The sequence below is a fragment of the Rhodoferax sp. AJA081-3 genome (assembly GCF_017798165.1).
In the GTDB taxonomy this organism is placed as follows: domain Bacteria; phylum Pseudomonadota; class Gammaproteobacteria; order Burkholderiales; family Burkholderiaceae_C; genus Allorhodoferax.
Map to the genome: position 1 here is coordinate 676,226 of NZ_CP059068.1, position 22,452 is coordinate 698,677.

At 61.0% G+C, this 22,452-nt stretch carries 21 protein-coding genes; 8 read left to right on the plus strand and 13 right to left on the minus strand.

The genetic code is table 11. From position 1 onward, the window contains the following. Positions 1–53: 53 nt before the first annotated feature. Together HZ993_RS03140 and hemP are read right to left on the minus strand one after the other, a co-directional pair. Positions 54–1,292, minus strand: a complete 1,239-nt coding sequence (locus HZ993_RS03140; protein ID WP_209395822.1) for a DUF2325 domain-containing protein — start codon at positions 1,290–1,292, stop codon at positions 54–56. A gap of 114 nt (positions 1,293–1,406) precedes the next feature. Further along, complete coding sequence (hemP, locus tag HZ993_RS03145; protein ID WP_209395823.1) at positions 1,407–1,619, minus strand: hemin uptake protein HemP; 213 nt, start codon at positions 1,617–1,619, stop codon at positions 1,407–1,409. 81 nt (positions 1,620–1,700) lie between these two features. On the opposite strand from hemP, the gene HZ993_RS03150 reads away from it, so the two are divergent. The 6 genes from HZ993_RS03150 (at position 1,701) to HZ993_RS03175 (ending at position 7,610) form a co-directional block, all read left to right on the plus strand. Further along, on the plus strand, positions 1,701–2,477 hold the full coding sequence (locus tag HZ993_RS03150; RefSeq protein WP_245213805.1) for a tetratricopeptide repeat protein: 777 nt from the start codon (positions 1,701–1,703) through the stop codon (positions 2,475–2,477). A 183-nt stretch (positions 2,478–2,660) separates the two neighbouring features. Then, positions 2,661–4,970, plus strand: a complete 2,310-nt coding sequence (locus HZ993_RS03155) for a TonB-dependent siderophore receptor (protein WP_209395824.1) — start codon at positions 2,661–2,663, stop codon at positions 4,968–4,970. 14 nt (positions 4,971–4,984) lie between these two features. Further along, positions 4,985–5,668, plus strand: coding sequence for a Fe2+-dependent dioxygenase (locus HZ993_RS03160; RefSeq protein WP_209395825.1), 684 nt, complete (start codon positions 4,985–4,987; stop codon positions 5,666–5,668). 14 nt (positions 5,669–5,682) lie between these two features. Beyond that, entirely contained in the window at positions 5,683–6,327 is a 645-nt protein-coding gene (locus HZ993_RS03165; RefSeq protein WP_209395826.1) for an energy transducer TonB, read from the plus strand. 50 nt (positions 6,328–6,377) lie between these two features. Then, on the plus strand, positions 6,378–7,094 hold the full coding sequence (locus HZ993_RS03170; protein ID WP_209395827.1) for a MotA/TolQ/ExbB proton channel family protein: 717 nt from the start codon (positions 6,378–6,380) through the stop codon (positions 7,092–7,094). Between the two features lie 93 nt (positions 7,095–7,187). Beyond that, a complete protein-coding gene (locus HZ993_RS03175) occupies positions 7,188–7,610 on the plus strand; it encodes a biopolymer transporter ExbD (protein WP_209395828.1) in 423 nt (140 codons plus the stop codon). Between the two features lie 103 nt (positions 7,611–7,713). On the opposite strand, the gene HZ993_RS03180 is transcribed toward HZ993_RS03175, so the two are convergent. Beyond that, the gene (locus HZ993_RS03180) at positions 7,714–8,121 is read right to left on the minus strand and encodes a heme-binding protein (RefSeq protein ID WP_209395829.1); all 408 of its coding nucleotides are present in this window, start codon (positions 8,119–8,121) and stop codon (positions 7,714–7,716) included. A 194-nt stretch (positions 8,122–8,315) separates the two neighbouring features. Here HZ993_RS03180 and HZ993_RS03185 point away from each other — a divergent pair, with 194 nt between their 5' ends. Together HZ993_RS03185 and HZ993_RS03190 are read left to right on the plus strand one after the other, a co-directional pair. Then, a complete protein-coding gene (locus HZ993_RS03185; protein WP_209395830.1) occupies positions 8,316–9,023 on the plus strand; it encodes a Bax inhibitor-1/YccA family protein in 708 nt (235 codons plus the stop codon). A gap of 138 nt (positions 9,024–9,161) precedes the next feature. After that, entirely contained in the window at positions 9,162–9,512 is a 351-nt protein-coding gene (locus tag HZ993_RS03190) for a hypothetical protein (RefSeq protein WP_209395831.1), read from the plus strand. Between the two features lie 21 nt (positions 9,513–9,533). Here HZ993_RS03190 and rlmD read toward each other — a convergent pair whose 3' ends face one another. The 10 genes from rlmD to HZ993_RS03240 all read right to left on the minus strand — a co-directional run bounded on the left by rlmD (position 9,534) and on the right by HZ993_RS03240 (position 22,444). Beyond that, positions 9,534–10,988 (minus strand): 23S rRNA (uracil(1939)-C(5))-methyltransferase RlmD, encoded by a 1,455-nt coding sequence (rlmD, locus tag HZ993_RS03195; protein ID WP_209395832.1) that lies wholly within the window; start codon positions 10,986–10,988, stop codon positions 9,534–9,536. A gap of 58 nt (positions 10,989–11,046) precedes the next feature. After that, positions 11,047–12,000, minus strand: a complete 954-nt coding sequence (locus HZ993_RS03200; RefSeq protein ID WP_209395833.1) for an ABC transporter permease — start codon at positions 11,998–12,000, stop codon at positions 11,047–11,049. After that, positions 11,997–12,953 (minus strand): ABC transporter permease, encoded by a 957-nt coding sequence (locus tag HZ993_RS03205; RefSeq protein ID WP_209395834.1) that lies wholly within the window; start codon positions 12,951–12,953, stop codon positions 11,997–11,999. Before HZ993_RS03205 ends, HZ993_RS03200 begins: the two co-directional genes overlap by 4 nt. Positions 12,954–12,958: 5 nt before the next feature. Next, entirely contained in the window at positions 12,959–13,957 is a 999-nt protein-coding gene (locus HZ993_RS03210; protein WP_209395835.1) for an ABC transporter ATP-binding protein, read from the minus strand. After that, positions 13,954–14,958, minus strand: a complete 1,005-nt coding sequence (locus tag HZ993_RS03215) for an ABC transporter ATP-binding protein (protein ID WP_209395836.1) — start codon at positions 14,956–14,958, stop codon at positions 13,954–13,956. Before HZ993_RS03215 ends, HZ993_RS03210 begins: the two co-directional genes overlap by 4 nt. A gap of 19 nt (positions 14,959–14,977) precedes the next feature. Beyond that, complete coding sequence (locus tag HZ993_RS03220) at positions 14,978–16,669, minus strand: peptide ABC transporter substrate-binding protein (RefSeq protein ID WP_209395837.1); 1,692 nt, start codon at positions 16,667–16,669, stop codon at positions 14,978–14,980. A gap of 30 nt (positions 16,670–16,699) precedes the next feature. Continuing rightward, positions 16,700–18,388 carry a peptide ABC transporter substrate-binding protein gene (locus HZ993_RS03225; RefSeq protein ID WP_209395838.1) on the minus strand — a complete coding sequence of 563 codons (1,689 nt, stop codon included), beginning with the start codon at positions 18,386–18,388 and terminating at the stop codon, positions 16,700–16,702. Between the two features lie 189 nt (positions 18,389–18,577). Continuing rightward, on the minus strand, positions 18,578–20,383 hold the full coding sequence (gene pepF / locus HZ993_RS03230) for an oligoendopeptidase F (RefSeq protein ID WP_209395839.1): 1,806 nt from the start codon (positions 20,381–20,383) through the stop codon (positions 18,578–18,580). A gap of 93 nt (positions 20,384–20,476) precedes the next feature. Beyond that, positions 20,477–21,514: a sigma-70 family RNA polymerase sigma factor gene (locus HZ993_RS03235; protein WP_209395840.1), complete on the minus strand. Its 1,038-nt coding sequence runs from the start codon at positions 21,512–21,514 to the stop codon at positions 20,477–20,479. Between the two features lie 15 nt (positions 21,515–21,529). After that, entirely contained in the window at positions 21,530–22,444 is a 915-nt protein-coding gene (locus HZ993_RS03240) for a peptidoglycan DD-metalloendopeptidase family protein (RefSeq protein ID WP_209395841.1), read from the minus strand. Positions 22,445–22,452 lie beyond the last annotated feature (8 nt).

Consider the following 22,452-nt stretch of genomic DNA (forward strand, 5'->3'; position numbering starts at 1 on the left):
ACAACACCAAATTGCTACTATTGTTATAGCAGCAACAATAGAAAATACGGGGGCTACAGCCTCATTTCATCCAAACCAATGGCCGGTACCGCGGCGCCCTGCTCTGTCATCTGCGCCAGCCCCCGCACCAGAGACGATGTGCTGGGGTTCTCTACAAACACGCAGCGTTTGCCGGTGCGTTTGCAGAAATCCTTCACCTTCCAGTAGGCGTTGTGGCTGATGCAGCCGGTCTGGCAGATCACCAGGTCGGCGGCGGCCAGGCTGGCGTCGAGCACGCTCTGGTTGTCTTCCAGCCCGCCGTCGTGGTGGGCAAACCGGCCCCCTACCCGCTCGATCAGGTTGCGGTAGTTGGCGATGTTGCCGGTGCGCCCGCCCACACAGAGCACGGTTTTTTGCTTCAGGTACAGCGTCACCGGTGACACACGGGGTGCGCTGCGTTGTGGGGTGTCCGCCAGGGTGGTCTGGGGTGGCTCGGTATGCAGGGCGTCCAGCGCCTTGGCGGCCGTGGCCAGTTTATGGCGCAGGGCTGCGTTCTGCTCTTCCAGCTCGGCCATGCGTGCGGTCGTCTGGTCCAGCTTCTTTTGCAAACGTGTACGGGCATCCAGTTGGGGGTTGGAGGCCTTTAGAGTGGTCAGGTCTTCCGTCAGAAAGGCGATGCGGCTTTCCATGCTGATGTTGTCGGCCTGCACACGCATGTGCTGTGCTGCCAAACGTGCGATCTCGGCCGATTTTTCGGCCAGCAGGCGGGTGCTGCGCTCCTGCACACGCGCCAGCTCGCGGGCCAGCACCGCGTTTTCGTCGAGCACGGCGCTGAAACGGGCGACATCCAGTCGCGCATTGGCACCGGCCTGGTGTTGCAGCATATGCATGTCGCGGCACAACACTTCTTGCATGACAGCGTCGCAGCGGGGGTGTACCAGTGCGGCCCAAAAGGCACCGGCCACGTCGCCCCGGCGTATGGCCTGGCTCCACAGGTCTGCCACATCGCGCACAGTTTTGGCGGTCTTGAAAAGCCGCACGTCGTGCGCGTAGCGCCGTTCCAGCTCGTCGTGCAGGGCTTCGGACAGGCGGTTGCGGTGCCGGCACTCGGCCACGGCTCCCACATGGATTTCGTAGTCATCGGCCAGGGCCTTGCCGCCGAGCGCCTTGTTGACGATGCTGCGCAGGGTGTCGAGCGGTATACAAACGCCCACCACCGGGCAGTGGCATTCGTGGCTCAGGTCCCAGAGCCTGCGGCGCCTGGAGCCGATGGTTGCGCTCGCCGGCGCCGGTTTTGGATTGGATTCACACACATTAACCTCCCTTTCAACAGCGTGGGGGGTCCGTAGCGGACCCGGACACTGGCTGGCGGGGGCTGGCTGGTGTGGTTTTATCAGTGCCCTTGGGCGGGCATTATTTGGTCAGACTTACTTGGTCAATATCAGTTTTCCCAATGCCGTCTGGCGCAAACGGTAGACCGTGCCATGGTGCTCAATCTCCACCTCCTGGGCGCCAGAGAACAGCGCAGTGCTGGGCATCCGTGCCACACGTGCAGAGGCCGATGGTTTGTGGCCCGCTGAAGAATCCACGGGAGCTGGCGTCTGTTCGTTATGGCCTGGAACTTTGGGAATAACATTCATGCAGCAGATTATAAATGCGAATCGTTCGTATTTAAAATACAAAACGCATAATCGCACCATTCACCCTGACAGCCCCCCCCCATGCGCCCTCTCACCATTGACCTGCCCCTGTCCAAAGAAGACCTGGACCGCCTGACGCCCGCAGAGTGGCAAACCGTCATAGGCTCCAACCCCTGCGACGCAGCGCAATGGATGACCCATAGTGCAGCCCTGGGCAATGCCAATGCACAAACGGTGTTGGGCCAGTGGCTGCTGGACGGGCATGGCCAGGAGCGTGCGCCGCAGCAGGCTTTTGCCTGGTTTTTGAAAGCGGCCACACAGGGCCAGCCCATGGGCATGAACATGGCCGGCCGCTGTTTTGAGAACGGCTGGGGCACCGAGCTTGACAACTTTGTGGCCGCCAACTGGTACCGCCAGGCGGCCCACAAGGGCCTGGATGCCGGCATGTACAACTATGCCAATGTACTGGCCGCAGGCAAAGGGGTGGCCCAGAACCATGCACACGCCCTGGAGTGGTACCGCAGGGCCGCCGACCTGGGCCATGCCAAGTCCATGACCAAGATAGGCCGCTACTACGAGGATGGCCTGGTCGTTGCACGCGACCTGGATGCAGCCTTCTTCTCATACGGCGAAGGTGCACAGGGCGGCGACTTTCGCGGCCAGTTCAACTACGCCGGCATGCTGGCCGCGCGTGGGCGCATGGAGGAAGCGTTGCACTGGCTGCGCAAGGTGCCGCTTACCGCCACCACCGGTTACCGCTTTCAGGCAGGCAAGGAGCTGCTGCAATCGCCCCACCCGGCGTTTCAGGCGATTGGGCAGCAGATGCTGGACAGTTTGACGCCTGCCGCCGTGGCCTGACGGCTGCGGCCGTGACCACCGTGGTCACACATTTCTGCGCCACAGAAAAAAAGTGCAATCGATATCGCTAATGACAACGATTCGCATTTAGAATACTGCCTGACCATCACAAGCCAGCCACACCGCGTGGGCGTAAGCCAGTTGCGGATTTAGCCAGCCAACAACCCTGACCTAAATCGCACCATGACCCAAAGCCAAGCATTTAAGCCAAAACACACTCTAGCCCCCGTCGGCACTACATCAAGCGCTACACATTCCGTAGCATACAGCCTGGATGTCAAACACCTGCCCCTGGGTGCTTTGCTGTTGATGGGTTCGCTGGGCGCCATCGCGCAGACCAGCACACCGGCTGAGACCAAGACGCTCAAGCCCGTGGTGATCAAGGAAACCGCAGTCGCCCCCGAAGGCAAAGACGGCGTGCGCGCCACCACCTCCGGCATCGGCAAGGTCAACCAGGCCCTGCGCGACATCCCCCAATCTGTGACCGTGGTCACCGAAAAGCTGGTGGATGACCGCAACCTGGACACGCTGAAAGATGTGTTGCACAACACCGCGGGCGTGACCTTCCTGGCTGCCGAAGGTGGAGAAGAGGACATCCGCCTGCGCGGCTTCTCGCTGGCGACCAGTGGTGACATTTTTGTGGACGGCATGCGCGACCCGGCCTTCTACGACCGCGACACCTTCAACAACGACCGCATCGAACTGCTGCGCGGTTCGGCCTCCATGTTGTTTGGCCGTGGCTCCACAGGCGGTGCGGTCAACCAGGTGTCCAAGGCGCCCCGCGCCATGAACGAAAACGAAGTGACCACCACGCTGGGTAACTTCAACTACGCGCGTATCACCGGCGACTTCAACGTGCAGACGGGCGAAAACGCGGCGCTGCGCATCAACGCCATGGCCACCAAGGCCGACAACAATGGCGCCGGCAGCAGCATCAACAAAAAGGGCCTTGCCGCCGCCTACCGTTTTGGCATTGGCACCGCTGACGAATTTTCCGTTGGCCTGTACGCCCTGGACAACAACAATGGCATGAACTACGGCCTGCCGTGGATCAGGCCCACGGCCAGCGCGCCCGTGTCGGCCACCACCATCAACGACAAGCTGGACCCCAGCGCCTACTTCGGCATGGCCAGCGACTACAGCGCCGGCACCGCCAAATACCTCACCGCCAGCCACCTGCACCGTTTTGACAGCAACACAGAGCTGAAGACCGTGCTCCGCAAGGGTGCCTACACGCGCGACCAGCGTGCTGGCACCGTGCGCTTCTGCCAGCGCAGCACCAACGCCACCACCGGCGTGGTGACCAACCCCGAGTGCCCAACCCTAGCCGTCGCCCTGGACACCTTTGGCCCCAACACCATCCTGACCCGTGGCAACCAGGCCAAGATCCAGAACCTGGATTCGCTGTACGGCCAGAGCGACTACAGCCAGAAGTTGACCGCTTGGGGCATGAAACACGAGATCCTGGCGGGCCTGGACTTTGCCCGCGAAACCAAGGACGTGTTCGCCGCGTCCGGCGTGACCAAACCCAAGACCACGGCAGGTCGCCCGTTTGACGGTGCGTCGCTCAACGAGGCGGCACGCACAACAACCCGCACCAGCGCTTTCGAGGCGCAAAACATCGGTGTCTACGCACAGGACATGGTCCAGGTCGCACCCGCATGGAAAGTGCTGGCCGGCCTGCGCTACGACAGCATGCGTGGCAACTTCGACACGATCAACGCCACTGGCCGGGTCACCGCCAGCTACGCCCAGACCATTGGCGACTGGAGCGAGCGTGTGGGCGTGCTGTACCAGCCCAACCCCCTGCACTCGTACCACATGTCGTGGGGCACGTCGTTCAATACCTCGGCCGACACCTACTCCTACAGCGCCCTGAGCGCCAACACCGCACCCGAGCAAAGCCGCAACTTCGAGATCGGCGCCAAGCTGGACACGGCAGACAAACGTTTCACCACGCGCCTGGCGCTGTTCCAGTCCACCAAGTTCAACGAACGCAACACCGACCCCGATTCGGCGGCCACCGCCTTCCTGCTGTCGGGCAAGCGCCACGCCAGTGGTCTGGAGGTTGACCTGACCGGCCACCTGACACCCCAGTGGGAGGTGTTTGGCTCTTACATGTGGATGCCCGATGCCGTGATCGACATCGCATCGCCCACCGCGGGCGCGGGTGACCGTGCCGGTGAGCGCCCCGCACTGACCCCCATCCACAGCGGTACCGTATGGACCACCTACCAGATCAACGGCCAGTGGCGCGTGGGTGCCGGTATCAACTTCCGCGGTGAACAATCGGCCAACCGCAACCCCGGCTGGATGGCACCGGCCTACACCACGGTGGACCTGATGACCGAATACACCTTCAACGAAAAGGTGTCGCTCAAGGGCAATGTGACCAACATCAACAACGTGTTGTATGCGGACTCCCTGTACTCGGGCCACTACATCCCCGGTTCGGGCCGCAATGCCCAACTGACGCTGAACCTCAAGTTCTAGAAACCAACCACACCATGCTGCTCCATCTACCCAACATACTGACGCCTGAAGAGGTGCAACACGCACAGACGCTGCTCGCCAGTGCGCCCTGGGGCGATGGGCGCAAAGGTGCGGGCGAGTTGGCGCGCCAGGTCAAGAACAACGAACAGTTGGACCATGACTGCGAGGCCGCGCGCGCCATTCGCACCATGGTGCTGGCTGCTTTGGACCGCAGCCCTTTGTTCTTCTCGGCCGCCCTGCCCAAACGGGTGTTCCCGCCGCGCCTGAACCGTTATGGCGGTGACAGCAACTACTACGGCAACCACATCGACGGTGCCGTACGTTATATGCCCGAGACCGGACAGCGGGTGCGCACCGATGTCTCGTGCACCCTCTTCTTATCCGACCCCGATAGCTACGATGGGGGCGAACTCTGCATCGCCGACACCTATGGCGAGCAGTCGGTCAAATTGCCCGCAGGGCATATCGTGCTGTACCCCGGCACCAGCCTGCACCAGGTCAAACCTGTCACCCGCGGCCACCGCCTGGCCTGCTTCTTCTGGATGGAGAGCATGGTGCGCAGTGACGAACAGCGTCGCCTGCTCTACGAGCTGGACATGAACCTGCTGGCCCTGCGCCAGCGCCATGGCGATTCTGCCGAAACCACCGCACTCACCGGTGTCTACCACAACCTCCTGCGCATGTGGGCGGATACATAAACGACAACACGAAGATGAGCCGAAATTTACGAATCGTTGGGATCGTGCTGCTGTTGCACGTGGGTGCCTTGTGGGCGCTGCAAGCCGGCCTTTTGCGCCGGGTGGTGGAAGTGTTTGTACCGGCCCAGGTGCTGGTGGAGATGCACACACCCCAGGAAGACAAACCCGCGCCACCGCCCCCTGTACCAACACCCATCAAGACCCGGCAGACACCGGTCACGCCGCCCACCCCTTTGGCGGTGACGACACCCACACCACAGCCATCGGAGATCACGCTGGCACCGGTGGACCCGTCCCCACCGGTCACCGCCGCTGTAAAAGCGTCCAGCAATGCCACGGCAACTGCGACCACAGCAGCACCCCCGGCACCCCCCAAGGTGGAGCTGCCGTCCAGCGACGCCGACTACCTGAACAACCCATTTCCGCCCTACCCTGCATTAAGCAAACGCATGGGTGAACAGGGCAAGGTCATTATCCGCACCCTGATTGGTGCAGACGGCACGGCGCAAGACGCCAGCGTCTTCAAATCCAGCGGTTTTGACCGCCTGGACCAGGCCGCACTGGCCACTGCTCGCAAATGGCGCTACGTGCCCGGCAAACGTGCCGGCGTGGCCGAGGCCATGTGGTTCAACGTGCCATTTACCTTTGTTTTGGAGTAACCAACCGCCTCTGGTTGGCCCCGCAGCTTTCTTTTTTTAGTGGAGTATTTATGGATTCGCAACTCGGATTAGTCGCCGTCTGGGCCCAAGGGGACTGGATCATCAAGTCAGTGGCCGTGCTGCTGCTGGGCATGTCCTTTGCCTCGTGGGTTGTCATCCTGATCAAGGCGCTGGACATCTTCAAGTACAAGTCTTTGGCCAAACGCACCGAAAACTTCTGGCACAGCGCAGCCTTTGCCGACGGTGTAGCCGAACTGGGCCCACAAGACGGCAACCCCTTTGTGCAACTGGCCCAAGCCGGGCGCGAAGCCACGGCCCACCACCGCCACACCCAGACCCAGTTGCACGACACGCTGGACGTCAGCGACTGGATCAGCCGCACCCTGCGCAACTCCATCGACGACAGCACGGCGCGTTTCCAGAGCGGCCTGGCCATCCTGGCATCGGTGGGCTCCACAGCCCCCTTTGTCGGTCTGTTTGGCACAGTCTGGGGCATTTACCACGCGCTGGTGGGCATTGGTGCATCCGGCCAGGCCACCATCGACAAGGTCGCAGGTCCTATCGGCGAGGCGCTGATCATGACCGCCCTGGGTCTGGCCGTGGCCATCCCCGCGGTGCTGGGCTACAACGCCCTGGTGCGGGGCAACAAATCCATCCTGACCAAGCTCAACCGCTTTGCGCACGACCTGCACGCCTACTTTGTGACCGGCGCCCGCGTCGGCAACAACCCGGCCGACGGCAAGATCATTGCCATGAAGAAAGCCTAAGGGAAAATATGTACCACCCCCACGCTCACATTTGTTCGCTGCCCCCCGAGGGGGCGCATGCCTCCCTAGAGGCGGCTCGTCGGGAGGCATAACATGGCATTCGGAATGCAAGAAGCCACGAGCGACGACGACACCGAGGTCATGAACGAGATCAACATGACGCCGCTGGTCGACGTGATGCTGGTGCTGCTCATCATCTTCATCATCACCGTGCCGGTGATGAAACATGCCATCAATGTGGAACTGCCGCAGGCCAGCAGCGAGCGGCAGAACCTCAAGCCCGAGACCATCCAGCTCAGCGTGGATGCCCAGGGTGCCTACTTTTTGAACCAGACTGCGGTGACGGAAGATGCACTGGTCAGCCAGCTGCAGGCCGAGGCCGCCAAACAGCCCCAGCCGGAACTGCATATCCGCGGTGACAAAGCCGTGCGTTATGAATTTGTCGCCCAGGCCATGGCCACGGCCAAGCAGGCGGGATTACACAAGATCGGTTTCATCACCGAGCCCAGGCACTGAATATTGCCCCCACGCTCCACCGCTACGCGGGTCGCTGCCCCCCGAGGGAGCTAATTTTTCTTGGGGCGGCCCGGCGAAAAATTGCCGCCCCTAGGCTTGTTTTTTACAGCCCCAGCGCGGCGATACCGGCCTTGGCGATCTGTGCGTCTTCGCTGGATTTGACCCCGCTCACACCAACCGCCCCGAGGCACTGGCCGTCTTTCACAATCGGCACGCCGCCTTCGAGCATGGCGTTCAGGTCTGGTGCGCTCAGGAACGACACACGACCACCATTGATCATGTCTTCGTAAACCTTGGTCTCGCGCCGGCCTACAGCAGCAGTACGGGCCTTGCCCGGCGCAATGTGGGACGAGATGGGTGCAGCTCCGTCCAGGCGCTGGAACCACAACAGGTGACCGCCGTCGTCCACAATCGCGATGCTGACGGCCCAGTTGTTCTTCAGAGCCTCGGCTTCGGCAGCGGCGGCAATGGCTTTGACATCGGCAAATTCAAGTACAGATTTGGTTTTCATGGCGGTGAAATTCAGATGATGGAAGGTGAAAGTCTGCAAGCATAACCCCGCGCCCACACAGTGTCTGTGTACCGGTTTGCACAACATCCTTGCTTATAAAAAGGTCAATGTGTCCCCATATTTGTTGTATGCGCCTTGATAAACCCTAGAATCCACCCCACCTGCACTCAGCAGACACTGAAGGAGTTTGAAACATGACAGACCACATCACTACTTTGAACCCGGGCCAAGGCTATGTAGCTTCGGACGCACAGCAGCGCAACAAGGTGCTGCGCAATACCTATTGGCTGTTGAGCCTCTCCATGGTGCCGACCGTTCTGGGTGCCTGGATCGGGGTGGCGACGGGCGTGGGCGCGGCCATGGCGGCGATGTCTCCATGGATGGGCCTCATCGTTTTCATGGGCGGGGCTTTTGGCTTCATGTACGCCATTGAGAAGTTCAAGAACTCCGCTGCTGGCGTACCTGTTCTGCTGGCGTTTACCTTTTTTATGGGCCTCATGTTGTCCCGTTTGGTAGGCAACATTCTGGGCCTGAGCAACGGCGCCAGTTTGATCATGACGGCATTTGCGGGCACGGGCGGTATCTTCATGGGCATGGCAGCCTTGTCGTCCGTCATCAAACGCGATCTGTCTTCGATGGGCAAATTCTTGTTCATCGGCATGATCATGGTCCTGGTAGCGGCTGTGGCGAATATCTTCTTTCAGAGCCCTGCCCTGATGATTGCTCTGTCGGTACTGGTGATCGGCATCTCTTCCGCATTCATTCTGTATGACCTGAAGCGCGTGAAAGATGGCGAGGAAACCAATTACATCTCGGCCACTTTGGGCGTGTACCTTAGTCTGTACAACATCTTCGCCAACCTGCTCGCTTTGTTGGGCATCTTTGGCGGCGAGCGCGAGTAAATGTCGCTTTGCGGGTCGTCAGGCCCGCTTTAAACCCCAAAAAAAGGCCCATTTCGGGCCTTTTCTTCGTTCAAACCAAGCGATGATTCAGACAAGCGGCCACCGTGCCGATATGACCCCAGAACATCACCTCATTCCATGACTGCTGCACGACTGATACTTTTGGCCATGCTCTTGGGGCTGGCAGGTTGCGACCAGATCGAAACCCTGCTGACAGATCCCAAGATAGCCCAGCGCGTCGCTGACTCCAAAGCGATTGGCAGCGCCTGCCGCTACGGCATGCGCAGCATTGAAGACTGTTACGCCAAGAACGAAAAAGCGTCCAAGGCGGCCATATTCGATGGCTGGAAAGAGATGGACCAGTACATGCGCGACAACAAGATCGACGGTATACCGTCCAAGGACGAGAAGCCGCCGCAGCCTGTGGAAGAAGTGCTTGACGAGAAGGCCAGCGACAACAGCAAGGCCAAACCCAAGGCCAAGCCCTGAGCCCCTAACTCAGCACGCCGCTCAGGCCACCAGGTCAAACACCGCAATACTCTCCACATGGGCCGTGTGGGGGAACATATTGACCACCCCGGCTGACGTGCACTGGTAGCCGCCCTCCTGCACCAGCACGCCGGCATCCCGCGCCAGGGTTGCCGGGTTGCAGCTCACATACACAATACGCTTGGGCGGCGTCCAGGCCCGCTCGGCATCACTTGCCACACCCTCCAGCACCCGCTGGCGCACACCAGCCAAGGCCTGCACCAGTGCAAAGGCACCTTCACGCGGAGGGTCTACCAACCACTTGTCGGCGGCACCATCCCCGACCAGCATTTCCGGTGTCATCTCAAACAAATTTCGCGCTACAAAAGTAGTAGCAGCCAAAGGCCTTTTCTCGGGGGCTGCAGCCTGATTGAGCTTAAGGTTCTCGCGCGAACGCTCGACCAGCGATTCGGCACCCTCCACACCCAGCACCTCGCGCGCCTGGGTGGCCAGCGGCAGCGTGAAGTTGCCCAGGCCGCAGAACCAGTCGATGACACGCTCATGCTTCTGCACGGCCAGCAAACCCAGTGCGCGTGTCACCAGCACGCGGTTGATGTGGGGGTTGACCTGTGTGAAGTCGATGGGTCTGAAAGGCATGGTGATGCCAAAGTCGGGCAAGGAATAGGCCAGTTGCCCGGTCTCGTGACCCGGCGTCTCGTCCATGCGGTGCACGGTGTCCAGGCCCTTGGGTTGCAGCCACCACTGCACGCCGGGGTGTGCCACAGCAAACTGGCGCAGACGCTCCAGGTCGGCCTCACTCAAGGGGGCCATATGGCGCAACACCAGCGCGGTCACGTCACCGCTGCCACCGTCCATGTCACCAATCGCCAATTCGATCTGCGGCAGAGTGTCTGCCGCTTCCATGCTACCGACCAGTGCACGCAGCGGCATCAACATGGCGCTGACATGGGGTGCCAGCACCCTGCACTCTTTCATGTCGGCCACATAGCGGCTCTTGCGCTCGTGAAAGCCCACCAGCACCGTACCCTTTTTACGGACATTCTTGACCGAAAGCCGTGCGCGGTAGCGGTAGCCCCAGGCAGGGCCTTCAATGGCCCGCAAGATATTGTCGGGTTTGACCTTGCTGATGTGCCACAGGTTGTCTTCCAGCACCCGCTGCTTCACGGCCACCTGGGCACCCACATGCAGGTGCTGCATCTTGCAGCCACCACAGGCGCCTTCGTGCAGGCCAAAGTGCGGGCACTCGGGTCGCACACGCTGGGACGATTCCACATGGATCTCGGTCAGCGTGCCTTTTTCAAAGCTGTTTTTGCTGCGGTGGATATTGGCGCTGACAACCTCAAAAGGCAGCGCGCCGTCAATAAACACCACTTTGCCATCGGGTTTGTGGGCGACGCCCTGAGCTTCCAGGTCCAGGGCTTTTACTTTGAGCCAGCCCTCGGGCAGCGGTTTTTCGGTCGAATTCGGTTCAGTCATGCCTGAATTGTCTCAGGTCGCGCCAACGACCAGTTCAGGCACGCCCACAACCCATGCGTCAATGCGATTCGGCGCGGGGGTCAAACGCATCCTGCAAACCATCGCCCAGGAAATTCACCGCAATCACGGTGATGAAAATCAAGAAACCGGGGTAAAAGGCCAGCTCTGGCGCACGCGAGATCAATTCCTGCGCGTTGTTCAGCATATTGCCCCAGCTGGGGGTGGGCGGTTGGATACCCAGGCCCAGAAAACTCAGCGTGCTCTCCAGCAGAATGATCTGACCCACAGCCAGACTCAGCGCCACGATGATGGGTGACGTGGTGTTGGGCAGAATGTGCAAGCTCAGAATGTGGCGGGCGCTGGCACCCTGGGTACGGGCGGCCAACACAAACTCGCGTGTCATCAGGCTCAGCGTGGATGCCCGCACCAGGCGTGCCACCGTGGTCCATTCCACCAGCGCAATGATGAAGACAATGCGGTAGAAATTGGCCGCACTGGAGCGCACAAACTCTTCCGAGAAGCCCAGCTTTTGCAAATCAATGGCGGCAAACACAATCAGCAGGGGCAAGATGGGCAACGAAATCACCCCATCGGTGACGCGCATCAGCACGGATTCGGTACGGCCGCGGTAATAACCGGCGATCAGGCCAATCAATGTGCCCACCATGGCCGCACTGATGGCGCCCAGCAGGCCCACCAGCAGGGAAATTCGCCCGCCGTACATCAGCCGCGCCATCACGTCGCGGCCCGCCTCGTCGGTGCCCAGGATGTGTTGTGCCGACGGCGGTGCAAACCGGTTCAACAGGTTGGTGTCGTTGACGTTGACGCCCATCAAGCGCTCATACAGCGGAGCACCGGCGGCAAACAGGGCCAACAGAATCAACACCAGGCCGCCCAGCATGGCCACCCGGTTGCGGGACAAACGCCGCCAGCGCAGTTGCCAGACGGATTGGGGTTTGTCGGCGATGGTGGTGGTGGCCACAGACAGTGGCAAAGTAGCTTGGTTGTTCATGACAGCGAGATCCTTGGGTCCAGCCAGGCGTAGGCAATGTCAGCCACCAGGTTGGACACCAGCGTGGCGGTGGTGGCAAACAGCAGGCCCATCAGTGCCAGGTTGAAGTCGTTGCCCATGATGGCATCAAAAATCAGCTTGCCCATACCACGCTGGGCAAACATGGTTTCGGTGATCAGCGCACCACCCAGCAGTGCGCCAAAGCTGAGCGCCAATACGGTGACGACCGGAATCAGGGCGTTGCGCAACGCATGTTTGAACACCACCCGCAGCTTGCCCGCACCCTTGGCCCGTGCGGTACGGATGTAATCCATGCGCAGCACCTCGACCATGGAGGCGCGGGTAAAACGGGTAAAGCGCCCGACAAAGGCTGCGGTCAGCGTCAGCACGGGCAAGACATAGTATTTGGCCGTATCGCCCAGACTGCCGTCCCCGCCAATGGTGAACATACCGCTGGCTGGTAGCCAGCCCAGGCGCACCGCAAACAGGTAGATCAACATCAGCGCCAGAAAAAACACGGGGATGGAGATACCGGCAAAGGCCAGCAGATTGATCAGCCGGTCCAGCACCGAGCCCTTGGTCAGCGCGGCCACAACGCCCAGCGTGAGCGCCAGCACGGTGAACACGACAAAAGACAGGCCCACCAGCTTACCGGTCTGGATCAAGGCCGGTACCAGCACCACCAGCACGGGCTGGGAATAGGTACGCGAATACCCAAAGTCCAGCATGGCGGCTGCCTGCAGCCAGTTCCAGTAGCGGGTGAGCAGCGGCTGGTCCAAGCCGTACTGGGCGCGCAGGCGGGCAACATCCTGTGCCGTGTAGCCGGGGTTTGAGTTGACCATGATGTCGATCGGGTCGCCCGGCATCAGGCCAATGAGGCCATAAATGATGAAGGACATCACCAGAAGCACGATGGCGCTCTGGAGCAGTCGGGAAGTAATGAAGCGCAGCATCGTGGTCAGTCCTTGAAGTGGCAAGCTGCCAGTTGTTGGACGCGGCTGGGCGCGGGCATCAACACCGGCGCCTCGACCTTGCAAATGGCCTGGGCCTTGGGGCAGCGCGGGTGAAAGGCACAACCCGAGGGCGGCTTCAGCGGGCTGGGCAGGTCACCCTGTATGGTGCGGCCCCGGGCGCGGCGCCCTTGGCCAATGCGGGGAATGGCATCCAGCAAAGCCTTGGTGTACGGGTGGCTGGGCGATGCAAACAGCTCGGCCCGCGGTGCCACCTCGACCAGGCGGCCCAGGTACATCACCGCAACCCGGTCGGCCAGGTGGTGCACAGCGGACAGGTCGTGGCTGATGAACAGATAACTCAAATGGCGCTGCTCGCGCAGCTCACTCATCAGGTTCAGGATCTGGCTCTGGATGGACACGTCGAGCGCTGACAGGGGCTCGTCTGCCACGATCAACTCTGGCTCGGGGCCGAGTGCGCGGGCAATGGCAATACGCTGGCGCTGGCCGCCCGAGAACTGGTGCGGGTAGCGATTCAACGCGTCTACTGGCAAGCCCACCTGGGCAATCAGTTCGCGGGCACGGTCGGCTCGCTCGGCACGGTTGCCAATGCCGTGGATCAGCAGCGGTTCGGTGATGACATCGGACACGGGCAAGCGCGGGTTCAGCGACTCGTACGGGTCCTGAAAAATCATCTGGATGGCGCGGCGCGTCTTTTGCTGTTGCGCAGCGGGCATGGCTGTCAGGTCTTCACCCTTGAAGCGGATGGCACCGTGCGTGGCGGCATACAGGCCCACCAGTGCGCGGCCCAGTGTGGTCTTGCCACAGCCGCTTTCGCCCACCAGGGCCAATGTCTCGCCGGGGGTGATGGAAAAACTGACGTCGGACACGGCCTGCAATACGGGCGACGGGCCACGCTGCAGCCAACTGGTGCGCGCCATGGGGAAATGCACGGCCAGTTTGTCGACGTACAGCAGAGGGGCTGTGGTAGTGATGGTAGAACTCATGCGTCAGCCCTGAAACAAGCAACATCGTGGCCGGGCGCCACAGTGACCAAGGGCGGCACCTGCTCACGGCACTGCGCAACCACACGGGAACATCGGTCGGCAAAACGGCAACCGGGTGAGGCTACAGCCAGATTGGGCATACCGCCGGGAATCACCGGCAGGCGGGGCTGGCGGTGCTGCAGATTGGGCAGGGTCTGGATCAGCCCCACCGAATAGGGGTGGCGCGGCTGGTCAAACAGGCGTGCCGCCGGTGCGCGCTCCACAATCCGCCCCGCGTACATGACGATGATGTCGTCGGCCAGTTCGGACACCACACCCAGGTTGTGGCTGATGAACTGGATGGCCATGCCAATGCGGTCTTGCAGCTCCAGCATCAGCTCCAGAATCTGCGCCTGGATGGTCACGTCCAGGGCAGTCGTGGGTTCGTCTGCTATCAACAGGCTGGGCCGGCAGGCCAGCGCCATGGCAATCATGGCGCGCTGGCGCATGCCGCCCGACAACTGGTGCGGGTATGCCGCTGCACGTGTACGTGCCGACGGGATACCCACTTCGTCGAGCATTTCGACCGCCCGTTCATAGGCAGCGCGTTTGTCCAGTCCCTGGTGCAGCAGAAACGTCTCGCCGATCTGTTCACCAATGCGTATCACCGGGTTCAGCGCGGTCATCGGCTCCTGAAAAATCATGGCCACCTTGTTGCCACGTACGTCGCGCCACTGCGATTCAGATTGCCCGAACAGTTCTTGCCCGCCAAAGTGGGCTTGACCTGTTACGGCAGCGGTGTGTGGCAGCAAGCCCATAAGGGCCAGCGCGGTCGTCGATTTGCCACAACCACTCTCCCCCACCAGACCCAGCGTCTTGCCGGGGGCGATGCTGTACGAGATATCGTCCACGGCGCGCAGGACGCCTTTGTCGGTCTTGAAACCAATGGACAGGTGGTCAACATGTATCAAGGGCGTGGCCGAGGTGGGCGCCTTTGCGCCATGCGCTTCTTCAACAGGCATATCAATTACTTCCGTCATATCAGCGCACGCCCCATTCTTCTACCGCATAGGGGCCGGCAGGCAATTTGCCAGGGCGTATCACCCCGGTCAGCCACTTGGGCACCACATACACATCGGTACGGAAGTACAGCGGCAACACGGGCAACTCTTCGGTGAATATTTTTTGCATTTCGGCCCACAGGGGTTTGCGTTTGGCGGGGTCCAGTTCACGCTGGACTTCGTCAATCAATTTGTCCATGCCAGCGTTGCTGAAGTGGGCGTAGTTTTGTCCACCGTAGTTGTTGCTGGCCGTGGGAATGCCACTGCTGCTCAAGACTGCAGTAGGTGGTGACTCAGGGGTCGAACTCAGGGCCAACTGGGCCAATCCGGTGAACTGGTGCTTTTTCAGGGTTTCACCAAAATAGGTGCGGGCCGGCACATTTTTGATGACCACCTCTATCCCGATTTGTTTCCACTGGTTTTGCAGAACCTGCTGGATCAGCTCGCGCAGTTTGTTGCCGGCAGTGGTCATGTATTCCAGCGACAGACGTTGCCCCTGTGCATTCACGCGAATACCACCGGCACCCGGTCTAAAACCCGCCTGGTCCAGCAAGGCTTTGGCACGGGCTGGGTCAAAGGCGTACTTGGTGACGTTGGGGTCAAACCCCAGCTCCAGCGGATTGACCCAGCTATGGGCCACCGGAAACTTGCCATCCACCAGTTGTTTGACCAGGGTTTCACGGTCTATGCCCAGCATCAGCGCATGGCGAACACGCTTGTCCTGCAGCACGGGGTTGGCATTGTTCAAGACGATGTATTCGTAGAGCAAGCCCGGAGGGAAGGCAAAGTCGTATTTCTGCTGCGACGCCGGTTCTTTGGCCATGGCAAGGCCCTGGTCTATGGACAGGCCCAGCACGCCGGCAATAAAGTCCACATCGCCCGAACGCAGGTTGGCCTCCAGCGTGGCGGTGTTCTCCACCGTTTTGACGGTGATGCGTTTGAAGTGGGGCTTGGGCCCCCACCAGTGCGGGTTGGGCTCAAACACCAAAAATGCGCCTGACTGGATTTGGGTCAGCTTGTAGGGGCCGTTCCACAATCCCGCCTGGGTGGGCTCGCGGTTGAAGCCGGTGTTTTTGCCATAGTCGGCCGGGTTCTTGAGCCCTTTGACAACGGGTTCTTCCAGGTGCGCGGGCATCAACGCCAGATCGTTCAGGTCGGCAAAGTTATAGACCGGCTTGTTCAAATGCAGGACGAAGTTCTTGGGGTCTAACACCTCCACCTTGGTGACCCGGCGGAAAAAATCACCCCCCGCGAAACCGCTCTCAGGCTTGCTGCCCACGGTCCAGCTAAACGCCACATCCTTGGATGTGATGGCAACACCGTCGCCCCACTTGGCCTGCGGGTGCAAGGTGAACCTCACCGTCATTCCTTTTTTTCCACCGCCCAGATCCACCACTTTGGCGCGACCATTGGCGATGGACGGCAGTTCGGTGCAGATGAAACACTGCATCTTCATGTCGTCGTTGTAGGTGGCGATCGGGCGGTAGCCAAATCGCATGGCATACACCTTGGCAACGGTAGGCTCGATACCGGGGTGCAGGCTGGGCGGGTACTGCGACATGCCGATGACCAGCGTGTCCTTGGGCGTCTGCGCCAGCGCAGGTGATGGATACAAAAGATGCAATAGCGCAGCCGCCACCGCACCCAGCAGTGGGTTCAGTTTTTTAACCATGGAACGATCTACAAAAAGGCAGCTACCGCGCTAGCGGACGCCCCAGGACTCCTGGCCAAAATAGTTGGACGGCAGCTGACCGGGCTTCAGGACGCCGCTGAGCCACTTGGGCACCACGTACACATCGGTGCGGAAATACAGTGGCAAAACGGGCAACTCGTCGGTGTAGATTTTCTGCATCTCATGCCACAGGGGTTTACGTTTGGCGGGGTCCAGCTCACGCTGTACTTCGTCAATCAGCTTGTCCATGCCGGGGTGGCTGAACTGCGGGTAGTTGGCACCAGCGTAGTTGTTGGCGGCCGTGGGAATACCTGCGGTGGCCAGGGTGCTGGTGGGTGGGGACTCGGGGTTGGAACTCCAGGCCAGTTGCGCCAAGGCGGTGAACTGCTGCTTCTTCAGGGTCTCACCAAAGAAGGTGCGGGCCGGCACGTTTTTGATAACCACTTCCACGCCGATTTGTTTCCACTGGTTTTGCAGCACCTGCTGGATCAGCTCGCGCATCTTGTTGCCAGCGGTGGTCATGTACTCCAGCGACAGACGCTGGCCCGCACCGTTCACACGGATGCCGTCCGCACCAGGCTTAAACCCAGCTTGGTCCAGCAAAGTCTTTGCGCGCGCGGGGTCAAACGGGTATTTGGTGACATTGGCGTCGTAACCCGGTTCCAGCGGGTTGACCCAGCTGTGGGCCACGGGAAACTTGCCATCCACCAACTGCTTGACCAGGGTTTCGCGGTCAATGCCCAGCAACAGCGCGTGGCGCACCCGTTTGTCCTTGAGGCCGGGGTGGTTGCGGTTGAGGTCTATGTGTTCGTAGACCAGACCCAGCGGGAACTCAAAATCAAACTTCTGCTGCAGTGCCGGCTCTTTGGCCATAGCCAGCCCCTGGTCCATGGACAGACCCAGCACACCGGAGATGTAGTCCAGGTCACCTGAGCGCAGGTTGGCCTCCAAGGTGGCGGTGTTTTCTATAGTCTTGACGGTGATGCGTTTGAAATAGGGCTTTTGTCCCCACCAGTTGGGGTTGGGTTCAAACACCAGGAAGGCGCCCGACTGGATTTGTGCTAGCTTGTACGGGCCGTTCCATAGGCCGGCCGTGGTGGGTGTGCGGTTGTAGAGCGTGTTCTTGTTGTAGTCACCAAGGGTTGCCAGTCCTTTGACGACGGGTTCTTCCAGGTGGGCAGGCAACAGCGCAAAGTCCACCAGGTCGGCAAAGTCGTACTCGGCCTTGTTCATGTGCAGAACAAAGTTCTTCGCATCGACGGTTTCGACCTTGGTGATGCGCTGGAATACATCGGGGCGCGCAAAGCCACTTTCGGGCTTGACCCCCACCGACCAGCTGAAGGCTACGTCTTTGGATGTGATGGGTGTGCCATCACCCCACTGCGCCTGCGGGTGCAGCGTGAACTTGACCGTCATTCCTTTTTTGCCGCCACCCAGGTCCACCGTCTTGGCGCGGCCATTGGCGATGGTGGGCACCTCGGTGCACAGAAAACACTCCATCTTGCGGTTGTCGTTGTAGGCGGATATGGGGCGGTAGCCAAAACGGATGGCATAGGTCTTGGCCACCGTGGGCTCAATGCCAGGGTGCAAACTGGGTGGGTACTGCGACATGCCAATGGTCAGCGTGTCTTTGGCGCCTTGCGCCAAGGCAGGCGCGGGGGTCAGCAACGGCAACAGTATGGCCGCCGCAACAAATGTTTGCGTAACAACAGATTTCATCAATCGCTTCCCTGGGTGTACAGAAGTGGCATTAGTGGGGACTCAGATCATGAGTCCGCGCGCAGTGTGGCACAGCTCGCAAAAACCGTGCCCATCGTTAACCCTAAGCCGTCGCCGGGCCGCCCCAAGACGGCTAGCGCCCCCTCTGGGGACAGCGCGGTACGCGCAGCGACAAGCGTGGGGGCTCTACTACCCTGGAAAGCCCTGCTCCAATTCGTCGACCAATTGACCGACATAGGCCACCGCATCGTGTATGGGCTGGGGCGACAACATGTCTATACCAGCGGACTGCAAAAGTTCCAGTGGCGGGCGTGTGCCACCGGCTTGCAGAACCTGAAGCCAGCGCTGGACGGCAGGCGCCCCTTCATCCCGAACGAGACCCGCCATGGCCGTGGAGGCCACCAAGCCCACCGAATAGGTATAGGGGTACAAACCCATGTAGTAGTGGGGCTGGCGCATCCAGGTCATGCGGGCACCGTCGTCGATTTCTACCGTATCGCCCCAGAAGGCGGCCAGGATATCGCCCTTGCTTTGGTTGAGCACGGACGCGGTGATGGATTTGCCCGCCTCGGCCATCGCGTACGCGCGGCGTTGCAGCTCGGCTTCCAGCAGGTGGGTCACAAAATTGTGGTGGTAGGTGCCCAGCACCTGCATGATGACGGAGCGCCGCATACGCGCATCCTGGCTTTGGCCAAGGATGTGCTGGGCCAGCAGCATCTCGTTCATGATGGACGGCGCCTCGATAAAGGGCATGGCCGGTCGCGTGTTGAAAAACCGCTGGTGTTGCATGGCCAGGCCAAAGTGTCCGCCGTGCCCCAGTTCATGCGCCAGGGTGAACACATTGCGCATGGTGTCGGACCAGGTGATCAGGATGTAGGGGTGCACACCGTAGGGTGACGCACAAAACGCACCCGAAGACTTGCCGACGTTGTCGGCCCTGTCCACCCAACGCTCCGTGAGCGCCCGGCGGGCGAAACCACAGTACTGTGGCCCCATCACGGCCAGTGCATCCAGTATCAGTGTGCAGGCTTCGTCATATGGCATGCGCGGGTTGAAGGCCGGGTCCAGCGGCGCCTTGATGTCGCAGTAAAGCAGCTTCTCCAGCCCCAGCACCCGGCGGCGCAAGCGTGCATAACGCTGCATGTGCGGCGCCAACTCGGCCTGGATGATGTCCAGGATGTTCCTGTAGACCGCGTGCGGGATCTTGTGGGATTGCAGCAGAAAATCTTCTGTGCTGCGGTAGTTGCGCAGCCGGGCCAGCACCACGTTTTTGTTGACCTCGGTGGCAAAGGTGGCCGCATAGGTGTGGTTGTAGGACTTGAGGCCCGCGCTGAATGACGCCCACGCGCCCCGGCGAATACTGGTGTCACTATGCCCTTCGTAATTGGACTCGAACAGGTTGACCGAGTTTGGGTGCACCGTGCCACGGGCATCGGTAAACGGCGCAAACTGGATGTCGTTGGCCTTGGACCGGCTGTACACCATATAGGGTGCAGCCAGCGACTCACCCAATGAGGCCAACACACGTTCGGCATCCGGGCTCAGGCGGTGGGGCCGCAGGTCCAGCAGGTCCTGCAAATAGTGGCGGTACGGCGCCAGACCGGGTTCGGCCGCCAGGTACTGCTCCAGCAAGTCGTCGGGCAACTGCAGGATTTCAGAATCCACAAAAGCGATGCTGGCGTTCAACTGCGCACCCAGTGTGGCCACACGTGCCATACCGGCCTGGTAAACGGGGTTGGTACCGTCCTGCGCGTTGCGCAGGTGGGCGTAGGTGGCCACACGCATCAATCGCTGCTGCAAGGCCTCTACGCTGTCCAGGCACTGCAGCAGCGTTTGCGCGTTGTCTGCCAAGCGGCCCTGGTACGGGCTGACCTGGGCACGCGCCGCATCAACCGCTGCACACTCTGCCTCCCAATGGGCCTGCGAGGTAAACAGGTCATTCAGGTTCCAGGTCATATCCACCGGAACTTCGGGACGGGTCAGACGATTTTGCATGCTGCCTCTCAATAGTTGTGGTCTATCCCGCGAATACATTCCTAATCAGTTGGCGACAGAGCTCCGCTTCGCTACGGTCTGTCCCGCAAGGTCTCACATTAACGATTGCCGCGTAATGCCCCGGCGCGTGAGGTAACGTTTGAGTTTGGAGAGCGCTTCGTTTTGCACCTGGCGCACACGTTCACGTGTCAGACCCAGGCGAATGCTGATGACGTCCAGGGTTTCGGGCTCCTGGTCGTGCAGGCCAAAACGGCCCTCCAGCACCGCACGTTCGCGGTTGCTCAGGGTGCCTATCCACTCCTCCAGCAACAGATCTACTTCGTGGGCCAGGGTTACGTCCTCGGGGGCCAGGGTCAGTTCATCAACCAGGCCATCCCCCAGCGTCATGTCGTCGCCGCTGCGGTCCAGTGAAGCGTCCAGCGAACGTGGCGCCTCACCCATGGACAGCAGGTCGGCCACGTGGTGTGGGTCCTGCCCCAGCAGCGCGGCGATGTCTTCCACGCGTATGCCTTCGGGCCGCTTGGCCACCAGCTCGGAATCGTTCTCCAGCAGGCGGCGTGCGCGCAACACGTGCTGCAGCTCGCGTACCACATTCACCGGCAGGCGCACGGCACGGCCCTGGTACATCAGCGCGCGGTCCACCGACTGGCGTATCCACCAGGTGGCGTAGGTGGAGAAGCGAAAGCCCCGCTCGGGCTCGAACTTGTCGATGGCATGCATCAGGCCCAGATTGCCCTCTTCCACCAGGTCGGCCATGGGCACGCCGCGGCCCATATAGCCCTTGGCGATGCTGACCACCAGGCGCAGGTTGTGTTCGATCATGCTCTGCCGGGCCGCAAAGTCGCCCGCGCGGGCACGGGTGGCGGTCTCAAATTCCTCTTGGGGGGTAAAGAGCTCGGTGCGGCGCACGCCCCGCAGGTACAGCGAGAGCGCGTCGCCCGACTCGTCTGCTGGCGCCTCGCCCGCGGTACCGTCCTGCGCCAGCAGTTCCAGCGCGTGCAACGCTATCGAATCTGTAGCTAATGAACCAATATCCTCGGGGGCTGAGAGGCTATTTTGCTCTAAGAGACTCCCCGAAAGCCCCGGCTCTACCGGGCTGCTGTCAAAACCCTTGTTGCGGGGTTTTTTCATGGTGGATGCTGGGGTTTAACGCGCCGGCAGGTATTTGGCGGGGTCCACCGGCTTGCCCTGGCGGCGCACCTCAAAGTGCAGCTTGACGCGGTCGGCGTCGCTGCTGCCCATCTCGGCAATCTTCTGGCCCTTCTTGACGGTCTGGTCTTCCTTGACCAGCAGGGTCTGGTTGTGGGCGTAGGCGGTCAGGTAGGTGTTGTTGTGCTTCAGGATGATCAGGTTGCCATAACCGCGCAGGCCGGCGCCGGCATAAACCACTTTGCCGTCCGACGAGGCCAGCACGGCATCACCGGCGGCGCCGCCAATGTCCAAGCCCTTATTCTTGGCTTCATCAAAACCGGCCAGCACGGGGCCACTGCCGGGCCAGATCCAGCCCAAGTCTTCTTCACCGCTGGCGGCGGAGGATGCAGTGGCCACCGGTGCGGACGCGGGGCTTGCACTGGCGGTGGCACCCGATGCGGGAGCCGATGCGGGTTTGGCCACCGCACCCGGGGCAATCGGCGTGGCGGTAGCGGCGCTGGAGGACACCGGTTTGGCCACGGCCACACCGCTATCGCTTGGGGTGGTGGTGGCCACCACTGCCGGCGCAGCCACCGGTGGTGTTACGCGCAAGACCTGCCCGATCTCGATCCGGTTGGGGTTCTCCAGGTTATTCCAGCGGGCGATGTCCTTGTGGCTTTGTCCGGCCTCCAGGCCGATGCCAATCAGCGTGTCCTTGGGTTTGACGGTGTAGTAACCGGCCTTGCCTGCATTCTCAAAACCCGGTGGCTGCTTGACCGGGACGGGTGGTGGGGTGATCTCGACCTTGCTGGAGACCGATGCACGGTCCTCCACCGGCGCAGGGTTGAGCGGCTTGGAGCCACACGCGGACAGCACCAACACCGCCGCAGCAACGGACAAGCAACCAACAGAACGCGGGAAACCAAACATAAACACTT

Coding starts and splice junctions, on each gene's coding strand:
- hemP (WP_209395823.1), bottom strand. CDS start 1,619: ATGAATGTTATTCCCAAAGTTCCAGGCCATAACGAACAGACGCCAGCT.
- HZ993_RS03150 (WP_245213805.1), top strand. CDS start 1,701: ATGCGCCCTCTCACCATTGACCTGCCCCTGTCCAAAGAAGACCTGGAC.
- HZ993_RS03155 (WP_209395824.1), top strand. CDS start 2,661: ATGACCCAAAGCCAAGCATTTAAGCCAAAACACACTCTAGCCCCCGTC.
- HZ993_RS03160 (WP_209395825.1), top strand. CDS start 4,985: ATGCTGCTCCATCTACCCAACATACTGACGCCTGAAGAGGTGCAACAC.
- HZ993_RS03165 (WP_209395826.1), top strand. CDS start 5,683: ATGAGCCGAAATTTACGAATCGTTGGGATCGTGCTGCTGTTGCACGTG.
- HZ993_RS03170 (WP_209395827.1), top strand. CDS start 6,378: ATGGATTCGCAACTCGGATTAGTCGCCGTCTGGGCCCAAGGGGACTGG.
- HZ993_RS03175 (WP_209395828.1), top strand. CDS start 7,188: ATGGCATTCGGAATGCAAGAAGCCACGAGCGACGACGACACCGAGGTC.
- HZ993_RS03180 (WP_209395829.1), bottom strand. CDS start 8,121: ATGAAAACCAAATCTGTACTTGAATTTGCCGATGTCAAAGCCATTGCC.
- HZ993_RS03185 (WP_209395830.1), top strand. CDS start 8,316: ATGACAGACCACATCACTACTTTGAACCCGGGCCAAGGCTATGTAGCT.
- HZ993_RS03190 (WP_209395831.1), top strand. CDS start 9,162: ATGACTGCTGCACGACTGATACTTTTGGCCATGCTCTTGGGGCTGGCA.
- rlmD (WP_209395832.1), bottom strand. CDS start 10,988: ATGACTGAACCGAATTCGACCGAAAAACCGCTGCCCGAGGGCTGGCTC.
- HZ993_RS03200 (WP_209395833.1), bottom strand. CDS start 12,000: ATGAACAACCAAGCTACTTTGCCACTGTCTGTGGCCACCACCACCATC.
- HZ993_RS03205 (WP_209395834.1), bottom strand. CDS start 12,953: ATGCTGCGCTTCATTACTTCCCGACTGCTCCAGAGCGCCATCGTGCTT.
- HZ993_RS03210 (WP_209395835.1), bottom strand. CDS start 13,957: ATGAGTTCTACCATCACTACCACAGCCCCTCTGCTGTACGTCGACAAA.
- HZ993_RS03215 (WP_209395836.1), bottom strand. CDS start 14,958: ATGCCTGTTGAAGAAGCGCATGGCGCAAAGGCGCCCACCTCGGCCACG.
- HZ993_RS03220 (WP_209395837.1), bottom strand. CDS start 16,669: ATGGTTAAAAAACTGAACCCACTGCTGGGTGCGGTGGCGGCTGCGCTA.
- HZ993_RS03225 (WP_209395838.1), bottom strand. CDS start 18,388: ATGAAATCTGTTGTTACGCAAACATTTGTTGCGGCGGCCATACTGTTG.
- pepF (WP_209395839.1), bottom strand. CDS start 20,383: ATGCAAAATCGTCTGACCCGTCCCGAAGTTCCGGTGGATATGACCTGG.
- HZ993_RS03235 (WP_209395840.1), bottom strand. CDS start 21,514: ATGAAAAAACCCCGCAACAAGGGTTTTGACAGCAGCCCGGTAGAGCCG.
- HZ993_RS03240 (WP_209395841.1), bottom strand. CDS start 22,444: ATGTTTGGTTTCCCGCGTTCTGTTGGTTGCTTGTCCGTTGCTGCGGCG.